20 protein-coding genes are annotated in these 17254 nt (G+C 27.7%); 5 read left to right on the top strand and 15 right to left on the bottom strand.

All coding sequences use genetic code 11. The features are described from left to right. Window positions 1-62 precede the first annotated feature (62 nt). The 13 genes from B3W71_RS00505 to B3W71_RS00565 all read right to left on the bottom strand — a co-directional run bounded on the left by B3W71_RS00505 (window position 63) and on the right by B3W71_RS00565 (window position 8588). On the bottom strand, window positions 63-242 hold the full coding sequence (locus B3W71_RS00505; RefSeq protein ID WP_346886982.1) for a DUF1737 domain-containing protein: 180 nt from the start codon (window positions 240-242) through the stop codon (window positions 63-65). Window positions 243-341: 99 nt separating this feature from the next. Then, window positions 342-527 carry a hypothetical protein gene (locus tag B3W71_RS00510; protein WP_346886983.1) on the bottom strand — a complete coding sequence of 62 codons (186 nt, stop codon included), beginning with the start codon at window positions 525-527 and terminating at the stop codon, window positions 342-344. A 136-nt stretch (window positions 528-663) separates the two neighbouring features. Beyond that, a complete protein-coding gene (locus tag B3W71_RS00515) occupies window positions 664-1512 on the bottom strand; it encodes a Nif3-like dinuclear metal center hexameric protein (protein ID WP_346886984.1) in 849 nt (282 codons plus the stop codon). Between the two features lie 100 nt (window positions 1513-1612). Beyond that, window positions 1613-1999: a GNAT family protein gene (locus B3W71_RS00520; RefSeq protein WP_346887005.1), complete on the bottom strand. Its 387-nt coding sequence runs from the start codon at window positions 1997-1999 to the stop codon at window positions 1613-1615. Then, window positions 1957-2085, bottom strand: a complete 129-nt coding sequence (locus B3W71_RS00525; protein WP_346886985.1) for a hypothetical protein — start codon at window positions 2083-2085, stop codon at window positions 1957-1959. Before B3W71_RS00525 ends, B3W71_RS00520 begins: the two co-directional genes overlap by 43 nt. Window positions 2086-2386: 301 nt before the next feature. Continuing rightward, complete coding sequence (locus B3W71_RS00530) at window positions 2387-2902, bottom strand: VanZ family protein (RefSeq protein ID WP_346886986.1); 516 nt, start codon at window positions 2900-2902, stop codon at window positions 2387-2389. Window positions 2903-2965: 63 nt separating this feature from the next. After that, window positions 2966-3430: a VOC family protein gene (locus tag B3W71_RS00535; protein ID WP_346886987.1), complete on the bottom strand. Its 465-nt coding sequence runs from the start codon at window positions 3428-3430 to the stop codon at window positions 2966-2968. A gap of 260 nt (window positions 3431-3690) precedes the next feature. After that, the gene (locus tag B3W71_RS00540; RefSeq protein ID WP_346886988.1) at window positions 3691-4311 is read right to left on the bottom strand and encodes a VanZ family protein; all 621 of its coding nucleotides are present in this window, start codon (window positions 4309-4311) and stop codon (window positions 3691-3693) included. Between the two features lie 346 nt (window positions 4312-4657). Continuing rightward, the gene (locus B3W71_RS00545) at window positions 4658-4831 is read right to left on the bottom strand and encodes a hypothetical protein (protein WP_346886989.1); all 174 of its coding nucleotides are present in this window, start codon (window positions 4829-4831) and stop codon (window positions 4658-4660) included. 818 nt (window positions 4832-5649) lie between these two features. After that, window positions 5650-6153 (bottom strand): hypothetical protein, encoded by a 504-nt coding sequence (locus tag B3W71_RS00550; protein WP_346886990.1) that lies wholly within the window; start codon window positions 6151-6153, stop codon window positions 5650-5652. 344 nt (window positions 6154-6497) lie between these two features. Next, the gene (locus B3W71_RS00555; protein ID WP_346886991.1) at window positions 6498-7319 is read right to left on the bottom strand and encodes a MerR family transcriptional regulator; all 822 of its coding nucleotides are present in this window, start codon (window positions 7317-7319) and stop codon (window positions 6498-6500) included. 246 nt (window positions 7320-7565) lie between these two features. Further along, window positions 7566-7898, bottom strand: coding sequence for a PadR family transcriptional regulator (locus B3W71_RS00560; protein ID WP_346886992.1), 333 nt, complete (start codon window positions 7896-7898; stop codon window positions 7566-7568). Between the two features lie 12 nt (window positions 7899-7910). Further along, a complete protein-coding gene (locus tag B3W71_RS00565) occupies window positions 7911-8588 on the bottom strand; it encodes a hypothetical protein (protein ID WP_346886993.1) in 678 nt (225 codons plus the stop codon). A gap of 220 nt (window positions 8589-8808) precedes the next feature. Here B3W71_RS00565 and B3W71_RS00570 point away from each other — a divergent pair, with 220 nt between their 5' ends. After that, entirely contained in the window at window positions 8809-9378 is a 570-nt protein-coding gene (locus B3W71_RS00570) for a class I SAM-dependent methyltransferase (RefSeq protein WP_346886994.1), read from the top strand. A gap of 349 nt (window positions 9379-9727) precedes the next feature. Here B3W71_RS00570 and B3W71_RS00575 read toward each other — a convergent pair whose 3' ends face one another. Together B3W71_RS00575 and B3W71_RS00580 are read right to left on the bottom strand one after the other, a co-directional pair. Continuing rightward, window positions 9728-13123, bottom strand: a complete 3396-nt coding sequence (locus tag B3W71_RS00575; RefSeq protein ID WP_346886995.1) for a collagenase — start codon at window positions 13121-13123, stop codon at window positions 9728-9730. Between the two features lie 449 nt (window positions 13124-13572). Beyond that, entirely contained in the window at window positions 13573-14214 is a 642-nt protein-coding gene (locus tag B3W71_RS00580) for a lactate utilization protein (protein ID WP_346886996.1), read from the bottom strand. Between the two features lie 319 nt (window positions 14215-14533). On the opposite strand from B3W71_RS00580, the gene B3W71_RS00585 reads away from it, so the two are divergent. From B3W71_RS00585 to B3W71_RS00600, 4 genes are all read left to right on the top strand, one after another. Further along, a complete protein-coding gene (locus B3W71_RS00585) occupies window positions 14534-15058 on the top strand; it encodes a methyltransferase domain-containing protein (RefSeq protein ID WP_346886997.1) in 525 nt (174 codons plus the stop codon). Beyond that, the gene (locus B3W71_RS00590; protein ID WP_346886998.1) at window positions 15059-15427 is read left to right on the top strand and encodes a hypothetical protein; all 369 of its coding nucleotides are present in this window, start codon (window positions 15059-15061) and stop codon (window positions 15425-15427) included. 97 nt (window positions 15428-15524) lie between these two features. Then, entirely contained in the window at window positions 15525-16001 is a 477-nt protein-coding gene (locus tag B3W71_RS00595) for an NUDIX hydrolase (RefSeq protein WP_346886999.1), read from the top strand. A gap of 576 nt (window positions 16002-16577) precedes the next feature. Next, window positions 16578-16742 carry a hypothetical protein gene (locus tag B3W71_RS00600; RefSeq protein ID WP_346887000.1) on the top strand — a complete coding sequence of 55 codons (165 nt, stop codon included), beginning with the start codon at window positions 16578-16580 and terminating at the stop codon, window positions 16740-16742. Window positions 16743-17254: the final 512 nt, after the last annotated feature.

The following is a 17254-nucleotide window of genomic DNA, read 5'->3' on the forward strand; positions in this document are numbered from 1 at the left end:
AATTAAAACTACCATAAAATTCATTGCTGAATAATACGGTAGTTTAGTTAATTATTTAATATTTATTTCGCTTCATTATCATCAATAATTACTGCTTGTGCCACAATCACATCTTGCCCATTAAAGGTACATGATGGAGATCCATATAATTTATAACCTTCATCAAGCAGTTTAGAAATTCTCTGACAAAAACTTGCATCATCTTTTCCAGTAATTAATCGGTATCTAAGTTTCGTTTCCATATAAATACTCCCTATTAATAATCAATATTTTTATTTATATATATCTTCCTGTTACAGAATTTTTATTGGATCTTATATCATCTGAAGTACCCACAGCAATTACCTTTCCTCCATTAATCCTCCTTCTGGTCCAAGGTCAATTATCCAGTCGGAAGCCTTTATAACTTGCTGATTATGCTCTACTACAATTACTGTACTTCCTGAATCTATCATTCTGTTTAAAAGTAGTGGTTTGGATAGCATACATTCTATGTAAAAGGCCTCCAGATATCTTTTCAGGTACATCTACTATTTCACCAAGCTGTAAAACACTACATAGCTTTTCAAATTGCAGATTATAATGTATATCACTAATTCTTTATACTCCCTATATTCATGTACTCCTCATGCGCCATTATAAACTGTCAAATAATCTATAGATTTACATATCTTCATACACTGGCTTTCCTTCAATGAAGGTAGAAGTAATACCAAGCTTTTCAAAGTAATCACACATCCTTTGACATGCAAATTTTTCAGTAGAATAGTGGGTACCTCCTAAAACATTAATACAATTTTTTTGTTCAAGCTCATGAACTTCTAAATAACTTTCATTGTTTACTGATATGCCTGTGATAAGAACATTAACATTGTTTTCAAGCATTTCATAAACAGTATCTTTATTATTACCACCACCTGCTACGATAGCTACTTTTCCATTCCCTATATGGTTATCTCCGTATAGATAAAGCTCCGTATCATGCCCTAATACTTCTGAAAACTTACTATGTAATTCTTCCACGGTTTTACACTTGGTTTTTCCAATTACACCACTTAAAGATCCACAATACTCCTTAAAAGGTTTTTCAATTTCTATATCTAACGCATCTGCCAAAGTCTTACTTGTTGAATATTCACTAAAGTTATCAAGAGGTACATGTAAATTATATATAGATATTCTATTTTGTTTAAACTTTTCTAATAAGGCTTTATTCATCTGATAGAAGGGCTTTGCTCTTCTAATATCCCAAATAGATGGATGGTGTAAAAATAACATAGTATCTGTTACTCCATTATCAATAATTTGCTGCATAATTTCTTCCGTTGGAAATACAGCAGTGTAGACTTTATTAATCTCATCTGCAAAATCACATACTAACCCCATGCTTCTTACTTTAAAATTTATTGAAAGATAATTCTCCACTTCACCCATGAATCTTGCCCAATCATCACTTAATCCATTGAAGATAAAATCTCTTTCTAAATGATTATATAGTTCAATAGCTCTCATAAAATCTCCCCTCCTGCTCCAATATAATTATATTTCATTTGTTTTATTTATTCATAAATATCTATTAAATCATCATCAGTTCTTAAATATAAAGACTAACTTATAGTGCTCTTTCCACTTTTATGAATTCCATTTCTCCCTTAACAGTTTTCCCCATAAACTCATCAGTAACTTTAAAATCTAGACTTTTATAAAGTCTGATAGCTCGTTCATTAAATTTAAGGACAGAAAGCTCTATATCTTTTAAATTATACTTATTCTTAGCAAACTCCAAAAAAGCTTCTAAAAATTCTTTTCCCATACCCTTGCTAGTTAAATTAGGTCTCATTTGAATTGAAAAACTAACTTTATCATTAAGATAAAGAGCGCAATTTCCTACTAATTGATTTTTCTCATCATAAATTACATATGCATTATCATCTGTAGGAAAACTTTTGATATAATTTATCTTACCCTCTGATAGATCATTATCAAAAAATGAGTAAATACCTTCCCTTCATACTTCCATGTAAGTATATCTTCAACATCCTTCTCTGATACTCTTCTAAATTCATATTTTTTAATTTTATCCATCCCCAAAACTCCCCTTAATAGAACCTAAATTTCTTTACTTTTTTGTTCTTTTAAAATGATCAAAACCTAAATTTTGATTATAATACATATCATAACACGTATTTAATTATATATAATAATTATACACCTATATACTCGTTCGAAATAAACTTCCGCATATGGCTATTATTTATTTCAATTATAAATAAAAATACCGTAAAATTCGTTTGAATACTACGGTAGAATAAACTGTTTAATTATATAATTCTCTAGAAATTATAATAAGATCGATGAATGAATTACTATAAATTATGCTCATAACCTAATTGTACATAAATATTCCTATTAATATAATTACAACTGGTATCATAACTACCATACTACAGATAGTGATGAATGTCTTTACTTTGTTATCGTCTTTGAAAATCTTCTTAATTGCCATATATATAACTATACCAATAACTCCTCCAATAGTATTAGTAATAATATCTGTTATATCACTAGCACCTATTCCAAATACATATTGACTAACTTCAAAGATTAAACTTATTATGATTATTTTATAAATACTTTTAGATACTTTCGAATTTTTACCAGACATATTTATATAAATTCCCAATGGAATAAATAAAATTATATTGCCAAAGATGTCTAATCTATTATAATTTCCATTAAAAATATCATAAAATGGAATTAAATTAAGAGTTCTGGAACAATACCTATTGCTACTAAGTAATTCCAGTGGAGATACATATTTAAAAACAATGTTCCATAGTATAAATATAATATAGAATAAAAATCCCAAAATAAAGAGAATATTGATTATTTTTTTCTTCACGCTAAAATCACCTCAATTAAAATAATAACAATTTATTCTTAAAATAATTATATTAATAATCTATTATAAGCATGATTTCACATAATCCAATGGTACATCCATTCTAATAGCAGTTTCCTCAATTGATAAGCCACTATCTAAAAATCTTCTGACAACCTTAATCATATTTTCTCCAACTTCAATAATGTGCCTGTCAGGATCATAAAATCGAACAACGCGCTGTCCCCAAGAATGCTCTATCATAGAATGTACATAATTAATGTCTCTCATGTTATTCAATCTTTTAATAAAGCTATCAAAATCATCTTCTTCAAAATATAGCTCTGATTCATTTCCCCCAAAAACAATTTCACTGTCTTCTTTATGAATAAAAGTAGACCAAGAGTCTTTTGTTTGTGATGCAATGCCTCCTGTTAAAGTTATATTTGCTCCAAAATCTTCAATAACTTTTAAACCAAGCACTTCATAGTAAAATAACTTTGATTTTTCTATATTAGAAACAACTATCAACGGATTTAAAAATTTCATCTTACCCCTCCTTATTGAAATTATAAATATATTCACATTCCTTATCTTATAACAATTATATAGCATTTTATCTATTTATTGTATTTATTTTTCAATACCATGCTATCAAATTTTTAAAGGACAATTTATCTAATAATGGAGGTCTGTTCTATCATCTTGTTTATTTCTTAATACAATTTAATTATAAAATAAAAATACTGCATATTCATTTTGAATAGCACAGTATCTTAAGAAATAAATTCTATAGTTAAACATTAATACTAAAGTCCAAATATAGTTTTATATATTATCTTATCAATAAATGGTGCTATAAAGAAATTTAACAGAATTATTATACTAATAAAAATTTCAGCATTATATTTAATAAATAAATTATCACTGGTGCTATTTTTAAATTTAAATTTTGAAGTAAGTTTTTTAAATAATAAAGAATAAATTATATAACCAATAGCAGCTCCTAATGTATTCATTATTAAATCATCAATATCTGCAGCTCTAATGTTTAATAATTGAAGTATTTCAATTATCAATGATAATCCAAAACCAGTTAATACAGTGTTAAAAAAACTCTCAAACTTTTTCCAAAGACTTGGCAGCAATACTCCCAATGGAATAAAAAGAATTGTATTTGTAATTAATCCAAACATATTTTCCATTTGCCACTTAAATGGTATTAAACTAATAGTCATATCTCTCTGGGAACCTATATCTAGTATGTTACCAGGCCCAGTAATACTAAGCACAGCCCATAAATAATAAGTAAATATATACACCCCTACAATAAATAGCTTTGAAACTTGTATTTCATTTTTTCTTAGATATTTTACTATGAAAATATTGTACAATATGATTCCTATTGTTATTAAAAACAATAATCCCACTACAAAGACCCCCTCTCAAAAATATATTTTATCTTCTTAAATATATTTTACATATAATTGTTTAAGAGACTCTTAAGCATTTCTTACGATATTCTTAAAATGTATATCATTCCAATTTATTACAGTCTGTTTCCTAATTATAATGATTATATATTAATTGTAATAAAGCTCTTTCAGCCTTTCCAATATCTAAAATCTTCAAATAAAAATACCGTATATTCATTTCTGAATAATACAGTATCTTAAGAAATTATTTTGTTTTAGAGTTATTATACTATATATGAAGAATGTACCTAGAAAACCTAATTCTTATATATTATCTTAATGTCAATTAATTCATATACCTTTATACTTCTGTTTTTCTACGTATACATTGTTCTCTATCAATGCAATAATCACAGTCTTCTCTGTTGCACTTCTCTATACACATCATATCTCCTTTTTCATTCTTAGATTTAAATTTAAATATAAGCATAAATATGACATATATCAATAGCATTATCAAAATAATTGCTATCATTGCTTATTCCTCCTTTATTTAATTCCATAAAATCACCATATATCTATTTCCTAATAATATGATGTTAAAACATCTTCTCATAAAAGTATTTCTATATCTCTATAAAAATTTTACAAAACTTCTTATCCTATCCTGAGAAAAGTAGATATATATCCTGATTTAAAAGATTAATTTTATTATTAGAATTAATTTCCCATGATTCATTTTCTGTGTAAAAGTGAAGAGTATTTTTACATTCCTCCTATAATCAATGTAAAAACTATTGAAATTACTATTGAAAAATTTAATGTCTTTCTAGCTTTTACTATGCTTTATATTCTCCACATTTAATATTTTAGCTGTTAACATTATAAATTTCTATGTTAAAAAACACCAACTAGATCATCTTCATTTGCTCTATCCAATATTTGTTTTATCTTGTCTAAGTTTTCTTTAGTATTAAATGTTATTAGAAACTGTCCAATAATTATTGATACCTCCATTTTAACTCTCCAATGTTTCTTATTTTATTTTCAAAATTTAATTAAAAAAATCTACACCTAATTTTACTATATATTGCCAATTATTTAAAATTATATCATGTTATTCCAAATGTATATATTTGTTATTCTATAATTTAGATAATTATTTTTTCTAGTATCTTATTATTAAATTTTAAGGAATATTGTTCTCATCTAAAATCTATTATCTAATTCTTCATATCGTTTATTACAACATAAAAATACTGTAAAATTCATTTCTGAATAATACAGTATTTTAGTCAGTACTTCATACAATTAAATCTAATTTTAACCTTGCTTTTTGAATATGTAACACCCTTATTTCCCAACAAATGTAGCCATTCCATTATCACCACTATAAGGAGGAGCTCCTTTAACAGTTACATAACAAATTATTAGTTTATATTCTTCACCTTTAGGAATATCTTGATTAAAAGTTAGAATAAATGTTTTTGCTGAACCATCTTTGGATTTAATTTTTACCAACTCATCGGTAAGAGAATTACTTTCATTCACCTTATCATTTTTACCAAGGGTAGCTATATGCTTTGGCTTAGCATTCTTCATGTCTTGAATCCAGTAATTAGTTGCCTTTGTCCCTAGATTCATATCCACATCCCTATCATAGTTTATTTGAATTTCATTAGGTGAAATTTGCTCAATCTTTACTAGCTTTGGAATAGGGAACTCTTCATTCTTAACAGTGCTTAAAGAAGTGATAGAAACACCAATAACAGGTTCAGCACTTACATCAACGCACCAAAAAGACTGTAATGTCATTAAAGTACATACAATTAAAAAACAACTTAAATATTTCTTCATGATTACCTCCACGTATAATATAGTTAATAAATATCGTTGCAGAGTTATCTTTCCCTATATTCATTAGATATATTAATCTAAAATAACTTATTTAACATCTTATTATTTAGTTTTAAAAAAATATTATTTTTATAACACTCTAATATAAACTTTTTAGCTAAATATTGTAGTTAAAGATATAATTCATATTCCTGCTGTCTTCTATTCCTATAAAAATATCTATACATTCTAAATAAATCGAATAGAAATACCGCATACTCATCTTAAGAATAATGCGGTATTTTAAATTTTATATTTATTTTATATAGGGTTAATGAATCTATTCTTATCAATAGTTAATTAGACTAATTTATCGGAAATTGTAATTCTGTTACATATTCATCAGGATTCTCTGTTGCCCATTCACCTTTATGATATATCTCACGAATGGGTCCACAGATTGAATATTTATTTTCAGAAATCCATTCATACATAGTTTCATAGGTTTTTCCAATGGTAGTAAATGAACCATTATGAACTATGCAAGCCATCTTTTCAACTACAGGTAGTTCATATACTTTAACACTATCACTCTCTGAAATTAATTTTGTTATGGGCTCCACAACCTCCATATCCTGTATTGAAGTGTTATCTTCATGATAAAGTGTCATACATGGAATTGTACGTTTTCCCTTTTCTTTATCAATATGCGCATTAACTTTAGTCCATAAACTTTCGCAAAATTCATCGTAAGTCTGTTTACCACTTTTTACAAAAGAGTTTCGAAGTGATGCAACTAATATTTTTTCTACTTTTTTAATAGAAATTTCGTTCATAGCAGGTATGCCTCCATTCTTTATTAAAAATATATTTGTATGAAGACGTTGGAGCCTACTTGTTTCTAGTTCCAGTGCCTTTTCAAGTAATCCTGCTTTAACTTCCAAAATTTTTATAAGGGACTCATTACTAGAATTACTTTTAAAGAAATCATTAATTTCAATAAGTGAAAATCCAGCATCCTTTAAAGCAATTATTTTATTAATGGTTATAAGTTGATTTGCATCATAATATCTATAACCTGTAAATTTATCCACATGTATAGGCTTTAAAAGTCCTATATTATCATAATGATATAGTGTGTTAATTGAAAGTCCACTCATACGTGAAAATTCACCAATCTTAAACATAATTTCACCTCAACAAATAAGCTCTACAAGTGCGCACCTTGTCTCTAAATATATTATAAAGTCTTCGGTAACCCAAGAGTCAATAAGAGAAATCCCTTTAGGCTACCATCTAATATAGAGAATTTTATCTAGAAAAATATATAAATATTTAAATATGGAACTTTTTAAAATTTAAAAAAGTTAACATTTTCCCTATGAAGCTATTTAAAAAGATAACATTTTAAATAGTTGCTGTATTCATAGGATTTAAACTATATTCCCTCTAATTATATCATTAATGTTTTTGCTCATATACTCCCAAGTGCCTATAAAATCCTTTAATTCTTCACGGCCTTTATCTGTTAAACGGTAATACTTTCTAGCTGGTCCTAGAGTTGACTCCTTCATAGTTGAGGATATGAAACCATTCTTCTGTAGACGTGTATATAATGGATATAGAGTTCCTTCTGAAATGTCAGTAAATCCATTTTCTTTTAGGATTCTAGCGATATCATATCCATAAACCTCTTCTTTTAAGTCTATAATTCTAAGAACACAGCCCTCCAAACTCCCTTTTAATAACTGTGATTTATTATTCATGGTCTCCTCCTTCTACTGATTTCTATTTTCAACGAAATGCTGTATGAAACAAATAATTATAAGTATCCCCATGAATATTAGATAATTAATTTCAAAGAGTACCTTTGTAAAAAATAATTTAGTTAATACAAATATAGCTATTAGTACACAAAAACCTATCCATAATAAAAAGGTTACCTTTATTTCAGTTTTTTTATCATCAGAAAAAAGCTTATCTAACGCAGCTGCATTTGATAATAAATAACTAGTTAGTGTTATTGCAATAAATGTATTTACTACCATGGAAACAGTTACCGGTACTGTAAATACTCTACTTCCATTTACCCAAGCTCTAATTAGATATCCCACAAGCATTTCAAATATTCCTGTAAAAATAAAAATTATCAATGGCAATCTAGAAACTCTCCAGTATATTTTCTCTATGGCTGAGTACCCCTCCATGGTTTCATCTATAAATTCATCACAAAAGGAGTCTATATCATTATTGCCTAATATGTCTTCTACTGCAATACCTCCTTCTTCTGCTTGTAAAAATAAATCTAAACAATGATGGATAAATTCTTCAGCATCATGATCATTAATTTTTGAAAATCGAATCCTAAATAAAATATTTTCAAATTTCTTTTCGTTTTCTTCACTTAACTTACCAATAAACTTATTAACCTCTTTAATATATTGTTTTGTTTTCATAAACTCACTCTCCAACCTACTCCATAGTATTATTTATTACATGGTATCTTGCAATGCAATATACTCTTTTCTATATTGTATTGCAAGGTAGATATGTTGTCAATAAAATTTATACCATACTTTTCAATCATTGTAGTATAATCATCCATGTAGAGTATTGAAATTTCTGAGGGAGTAAGTCACTTAAATATAAAAAATTTATGAATATGGAGGTGCTAAAATGGAGTACATGGGGGATCTTGAATATTGGGATGAAAAATTTAAAAATAGAAGTAATAAACCATTAAATCCCGAAAAATCATTAGTGGAAAATATAAAATACTTTAAGAAGGGTTCAGCTCTTGATATTGCGTGTGGAGATGGTAGAAATACCTTATTTCTCCTTGAGAATGGATTTAATGTGACAGGTGTTGACTTTAGTAGTAATGCACTTGCTCGTTTAGAAACCTTTGTCAATCTAAAAGGTTATTCAGTTAATACAAAACAAGTTGATTTAAGTAAACCTGATTCACTAAATGATATTGGTATATTTGATAATATTTTAATTAATCATTATAGGTTAAATAAGGATCAACTTGAGAATATCGGAAACCATATAACTGATAATGGTACATTATTTATCTGTGGTTTTGGACATAAGCATAAAACTGATTCTAAAATTAGAAAAGATGATTTGATTTATTCAACTGATTTAGAATATATAAATAAATCCTTTGATTTAATTAAGTATATTGAGACTCAAGATGATAGAGGATTCTTTGTCACTTATATTTTTAGTAAGAAGAATTAATAAAGCTATTACTTCTTTTTATTTTATATACTTCTTATAATTATCCCTATACCAATGATATATGATACTATTAAAATTATCATAGTCTTTAAAGTTTTTAATGCAACGTCTTTTCATCAGATTTACTGATGTTACAGCATTATCTATAAAAATATAAAGCCTTTAATAATAAAAAAGTTTCAACTGCATTTTAAATTTTGTACTGCAGTTGAAACTTTAATTGGGGTAAATATGAACGCTATGCTAATTTAGCTTAATCTATACTTATATAATATCTAATAAAGAAAATTTATTAGAATATGATGTTTTACGTAAAACTAATCATAGAAGTTCTATTAAAACTTATATATTATTTTTGCCTTATTCCATCAATTTTAATGGTATAGTCAACGCTACTAGAACTATTTAAAGAGTATAGTTTGATAAAATATTTACCTGGTGTAGCCTGAAAGCTTCCACTTTTTCCGTCTACTTCGTTACGTTGGTTCCAGCAAACATATTTATTTAAGTTATCTGATTTACATACTAACCAAGTATATTCTTTCTGAGCACTTCCTATTTTTATATTTACATTAGATGCAGTATCTACATCAAAGTAGAATATATCTGAATCCCAGCCTGTAGCTAGGTTGCCTTTCGCATCGATATTGTTATATATAGCTACCTTTGCAGATTCAAAATCATTGTTTGGTTCTACTTCCTCAGTGATACTTGGTACTTCTGGATTATCGTTTGTATTAAATTTTATATTTATACTATAATTTGCATTTGATATAGTCTCGTCTGATGAATACAGCTTAAGGTAATACTTTCCAGGAGTTGCATTAAAGCTTCCTTTGCTTATATCACCTTCAATGAATTTCTTCCAACAAACATAGTTGTTTAAGTCATTTTCCTTAACAACTACCCAAGTTATTTTAGAAGAATTTCCTGTGACTTTTACATCAATTTTACTATCTTTATCTACTTGAAAAACAAAAATATCTTCATCATCAACATTTTCTATAGTACCAGTTACATCTTTATCGTTAACTATAAATCCATTAGCCTCAGCATAAGTATCATTTGATTCCTCTTCTGAAGTTATTCCACCTGCATCATAGGCTGGATTAATCTTAATATTAAATGTTGCTTCTCCAGTTGCACCTCTGTTATCTGTAACTTTAAGAGTAACAACATAATTTCCTTCTTGCTTATACACATGAGTAGGATTCTTATCTGAGCTTGTAGATCCATCTCCAAAGTCCCAAGCATAGGATACTATATACCCATCTGTATCTGTAGATTTACCACCATTAAATGAAATTAGCTTATTTACTTTTACATTGGCTGGAGCATCTATATTGGCAGTAGGAACTTTATTTTCTTCTCCTGAGTCATCGTTTAAAAGTCCCTTAAATACTAAATTATATTCATATTTTCCGTTAACTACTTTATAGTCAGTGAAATAGCAAGTTACGGTTTCATAGCCTGTCCACCCTTTTGATGATAGATTTTTAAGCATTTCATTAGCCTTTTGATTCATTTCAGCAGTGTCCTGTAATCTTCCCTTTGAAGTTCCGCCTACATATTTACCTGAGATTTTAAAGGAATTAAAATCTTTTGAATGAATTTTTTCCTGGGCTACACCACTTATTCCACTTACACTTACTATGTCAGAAGAAATTTCATCCATAGTTCTTTTAGCATGAGTTTGAGTATAGCTATCTGATACTAATGGGGTTCCTATGGTTGTGTCCGATATTAATTGTCCCATATATTGTTGATACTCTCTATTTTTATTTGAATCCGCCTTTAATTGTGAAATAAGGTTTCTATAACTTGTTATATCATTTTTAATTAAAGAATCATTTATTTGATTTAATGACCACATATCCTTATTATACATATAACTTACAAGGGCAAAGCCGTAATTGTAAAAATCCCATCCATCGCTATATTTGGAGGATACTGTCTTACTTAATGTAAACCTATTAGCTTCATTCTTTGCAAGTTCACTTACTATAGATTTTCTTGGTTTTACTCCCTCTGTACGCGTAGAGCCTGCAAAGAATTCTGCTGAACCTTCGTCAAACCATGTCAAATCTTCTTTTTCATAGAATGGACCTTTTCCCCACATACCTGGAACTAAATATCTACTTTGCAAATAGTGAGTAAATTCATGCCTAAATAATTCTTCTAAGCTATACCTACTATCTTCTGTAGTTCTTTCATAAGTGTAGAATGTTCCTTTAGGTTCTATATATATTCCACCATTATCTGTACTAACATTATTCAAATAGTAATTTACTCTATATTCTGATGGTGAGTTGAAGATTTTTATAGTTAAAACATCATCTACGTTCCCAACTTCTAATGCTTTATCGTTTCCAATTACTCTAAAAAATTGTGATTCAACTTCCTTCGCTGCCCAGTAAAGTCTTTTTGCTTTTTCCTCTGAAACATTCTCTCCAACTTCCATGACTATTGAACCATTATCAAAGGTATACTTATTAGGTAGATACTTTTTATGCCCTTCTTCTTGAAGTTGTGCATAGTGTATGTTTTCTCCACGTGAGTTTATACCTTTATATAAACGCTCAATTCTATCTGCTGCTATAAAAAAGTTCTCTGAATATTTAGGAGCAGTGTCCATGATATCTGTTAATACTCCAACAAACATTTTAGGATTGCTGTAGAAAACACCTAACTTACTTACTTGATAAACAGCATTATTAACTAGCCATTGGTTACCACTACTAACATTATTCATTAATGCTATTTCTTTAAATTCATTTAAGAAGGTATCAATTTTACCATAGTAAGGCATTGAGCTAGGATCTTTTTCATATGATGTGGAAGTTATATAATAGGATATACCACTAATTATTTCATAGATAGCCTTAGACTTTGATAAATCAGCACCATATGTCTCCATATTGATTTTGTAATCTCTTAATATCAATGCCGCTTTATTAATTACTTCTGCATTACAAGACGTATTTCCAATTAAAAGCCCTAAACTTTTAATTACACCATTTTGCAGTTCATTTCCAAATTTAAAGTTAGGATTTGCAAGCATTGAATTTAATGCTGGTAAACATAGATCTCTAAAGCTTCTATCATTCAAATAGCTTAATCCATTGTTATAATACCCTAAATAGAATCCAGATCTTAAAACTTCCACTATGGTAGGGATACCGTTATTATTAGTATCTGTAAAGGTTTTAGCTTTTGCATCTAAAGCACTTATCATATATTTTACACGATCCTTATTACCATAAAATTCTTGTGAGTCTGCAGAGTACTTAAATAGTCCATCGATATCTGTCCACTCTAAAGTTGAAATAGTATCAACCATTTTTTTATAATCCATTGCTGAAAGTTCTTTTAATGTATATTTGCGCTCAGCTTTAACTGCATTTGTATCTATACTTTTTTCTTCTTGAGGTTTGATTAAGCTGACATCATCTACTTTAGCTTCCTCCAATGTTTTATCCCTAATAAACTCTTCACTACTAGGAGTATTTTCATTGCATGCCCCATAAGGTTCTAATTTTGTTTCTATATTTTCTCCATTCTTTTCTGACGCTATACTAATTGGTATTTTGTCCATATCATCAGCAGTCATGGCAATAACTCCAGTTGATGTATTTACCACTATAAATACACTTAAACATGATAGTGCAACATTTCGTTTAAAGTTTTTCCTTCCCATAAAATTGCTTGGATTTTCATTTAATGTCAGTTTAATCTTGTTTTTCATTTTAATACCTCCAATGTTAAATTTTTATATTTCTTATTATTATACTACTCTCATGAATAATTGCAACATTTTTTTATCTTTTTTTATATAATTATGAATATTTTTAATATTGTTTTACTATTCTAAAATTGTATTGAATTTTTAATACAATTTCCATTTTCACTATTTTAGATTCAAATAATACAGAGAGAAATTATTCACTTAAGTGTATAACCATAAATATATTATTTACTATATTAAAATTGCTAACATGATGAATTAGAGAGCATTCTAATTGCTTTTTCTAGTCTATATATTTATCAATAAAGTAATGTTATAGGTATATAGTTACAAAATTTATACATAGAAAAATCCTTATACTCAGATAGCATAAGGATTCAATAAAAACCATGATTAAGCAGATTATATAAGTAACTCTAATTTCATACTTACTATATTAATGAAAGTTATTAATAACCTAATTGCTCTCCCACAATAATTACCTTAATTCTATTTTTAATAAACTGACCTTTTATAATTGTGAAATCATTGCATATTCTATTAGGACTTTTGCAATCTACACAATATCCTAAGGTTGTACATGGTGTATCTCTATTTAGTCTCTTTGCATCAATAGGAGCAGCATAATTTCTAACTCTGCTCTCTGCTTCTTCAATATCTCTTACAATTTTATTTATTCCAGCTATTATAATAACTTGCTTTGGACCATAAATCATTGGCGCAACCCTGCTCCCATTACCATCTATGTTATATAGCTCTCCATCTTCCGTTAAAGCATTAGTACTACACATAAATGTACTTGCAGAAAAGTTTTGTATATAGATCTCCTTCTTTTCTTCACTGGTAATGCCTTCCCTGTACTTATCCAAAAACTTATAATTACCTTTTCGTAAAAAATCTATAACTCCAGTTTCAAATAATGTCATAGAATCACCTACACCCACTGTAGATTTTTCTTCTATAAGCTCCTTTAAATGCTCTATTACCCCACTTTTATCTTTAACAAAGAAGCCCTCCATGTTTCTTCTACTTAAATTCTTTATAGTTCTATCAATCCGTTTCTCCATATACCATAAAACACTGTCATCCATTAAAAGCACTCCTTTCTAAAATAAAAAAAGTTTTTATCTTACTTATTAATATTATTTCAAATAAACTTATTATAACATGTCCCATGAAACTCTCCCTATTTAGTTTTCAAAAATGTCTCTTAGTATATTTCAAATGGTATTCATAAAAGACAATAATTAATTTCTATTGATTATTATATTGATAAGCATTCAATAACTAAAAATTTAAATTGTAAAAACCATTTCAATATATAGTATTAAATGGTAGTATTGTATAGTAAAGTTAATATATGAATACTTAATTCAAAGATTATTTTTATTCTGTGAAGGTGGTAAAGTTATGAGCGAATCATATTGGAACGGAAGGTTAGACTTTTTAAAAGCTATACGTACTGGTTGGTGTAATGATGATTATATAGAGTTTCTCGTAGAAAAAGTATGGAAAATTAGTAACCCTGTAAATATCATTGATTTTGGTTGTGGCTTTGGATATATTGGGCTACTGTTATTGCCTATATTACCTAAAGGAAGTACATATACAGGTATTGATATTAGTGATACCCTTTTAGATGATGCAAAAAATATTTTTGCAAATTCAGGATATATCACTAAATTTATAAAATCAGATTTGAATGAATATATACCAACTGAAAGTTATGACTTAGCTATATCACAAGCAGTTTTAAGACATATACCAAATGCAAAGAACATTCTTGAAAAAATGATACAATCAGTTGTAAGTGGTGGCTTAGTTGTTTGTATGGAGGGTGACTTAGAAATAGAAAAGACTGGGCAATATTTTAGTGGCTTAGATTATATGGCCCTTGACATGATGACCTTACATCGAAAAATGTATAGAAAATAATTGGAAAATGGTGGAAGAGATTATAGATTAGGTGTTAAAATCCCTACATTTATGCAAGAGTTAGGCTTACATGATGTTGGGGTTAGAATGAACGACAGGGTTAAATTTATTAATCCCCATGGAAATAAAGAAGAACATAACAAGCAATTTGATGCAATTACTAGTGCTTGGCAATGGAATAAGCAGTTATCAGAAAATGAAAGAACAGACTATATAAATTCTCTGATAAATAGAGGTTTAAATGAACATGAAGCTGAAATGTATGTAAATGGTGAATCAAGAATATCTGAATATGTTATGAATAATAAATATAATGCCTATATTATTCAAGAACCATGCATCCTTATATCTTATGGAAGAAATTTTTGAGAGGTGTGATTTAAGATTGAAAAAATTTATTTAGTAAGCCCTTCAATGAAGCATAAAGAATCCTATAAAGAAATGATGATAGAATGGGAAAAGTCATATGGTTATCGATAATAATCCAAAAGAAAAAGAAGCCATGCAGGGATATAATATAATAGTTGTTTACAATAATACCTGCGATCAACTGTTAATGTGTAAAAGAAAAAAAGATCCCTATAAAGGGTTGCTTAATTTAGTTGGTGGAAAGATAGAAATTAACGAAAATGGATTAGATGCTGCATATAGAGAGCTTGAAGAAGAAACAGGCATTTCTAACAAAGATATTATTTTGACTCACTTAATTGATTTTACCTACCATATACATAACTGTTATGTTGAAGTATATGTAGGGAGATTAAATAAGGAATTTAATGTACATGGAGAGGAAAATGAATTATTATGGACAGATATAAACCATGATTTTTTTGATATGACACAGTATGCAGATGAAGGTAATATTGGCCATATTATTGAACATGTTAAAATATCAAAAGACATGCTTTTAAATGTTACATACTCAAATAAGCATAACCTTTAGATATTAAAATTACTTACATGTCAATTTTATAAACTTTTGTACAAAATTAATGATTTCCATTTGAAAATGCATAAACTATATATTATATGTCTATAATTTAATTGAATTCACTCTCAATATGTACTGATACGAAAGAAAAGGTAGCTTATGGCTACCTTAATTTATTTTTAAAGATTTATTATAAATATCTAATTTTTATATTTATTCCACTACGATATTTCATTTTAGTACTCAACTTTTTCTACAGGATATTATACATAATTCATTAATTAATTAGACATATACTATTGACTTTTTTACATATAATTAATAAGTTTTCAAATTTATTGTAAACACTTAATTTCGATAAATTATTTTAAATATATTATGTTAGAATAAAAATATAATATTACTTACATTAAAATTTTACGTTTTACATTTTCATTTAATTTTAAATTCTAAAAGATAAATGCTGGTTACAACCTACGTTTCCAGCATTTATCTTGTTTAAAGAGCAAACATATACGTTCATCTTAATTTTTTAGTCATAACTTTCCTTTTATTTAATATATTTTAAAAGAAAGGAGCGATGAAAAAATGGGTAAGCAAAAAAGAGGTAAGGTTATAAAAAAAATTGCTGGATGGAGAGGTACATGCCCTCTATGTGGTAGAAAGCGCGTAAAATTGGTTTGGACTAAAAAGTCTGAAGATGGAAAAGTCATGAATATCTGTAAGCTCTGTTCATCAAAAATAACTCAGTAGAGCCTATGAAGGAAAGTCTGCAAATTAAAAATTATGTGAGCTTTCTATAATAGCAATTCTTCCTTCACTACGTTGTAGATAATTTAAAATCTTACTCTTAAATAAATTTTATAAAGGGGCTTTCGGAAAGTGATCTAATCTAAATAAATATTAAAGGAGTACTTATATTGTTAAAGTGCATCTTTAATATTTTATATAAGATTAGTAATATATTTTGCGAAAGCCCCTTATCTCGCAACTGTTTAATAGAGCATAATTATAAAAAACTGTATCTGATTTTAATTTCATTAATATTAAATACATAATATTACAATGACTACACTTATGAACATACATGGTATATACATACTTATTTACATTTTGTTAAAAATTATGTATAATTATGTCGGAACCCACTTACATATTTATATATTTTTTTATATAATTGGACTTATTCCCAAATTTCACGTAACCTGTTAATCTTAATTTTATTTTATCCGATGACTACCCTCTCTAATACTCCCATCGCACTC

The sequence above is a fragment of the Clostridium sp. UBA1056 genome (assembly GCA_002316385.1).
Lineage (GTDB): Bacteria > Bacillota > Clostridia > Clostridiales > Clostridiaceae > Clostridium_J.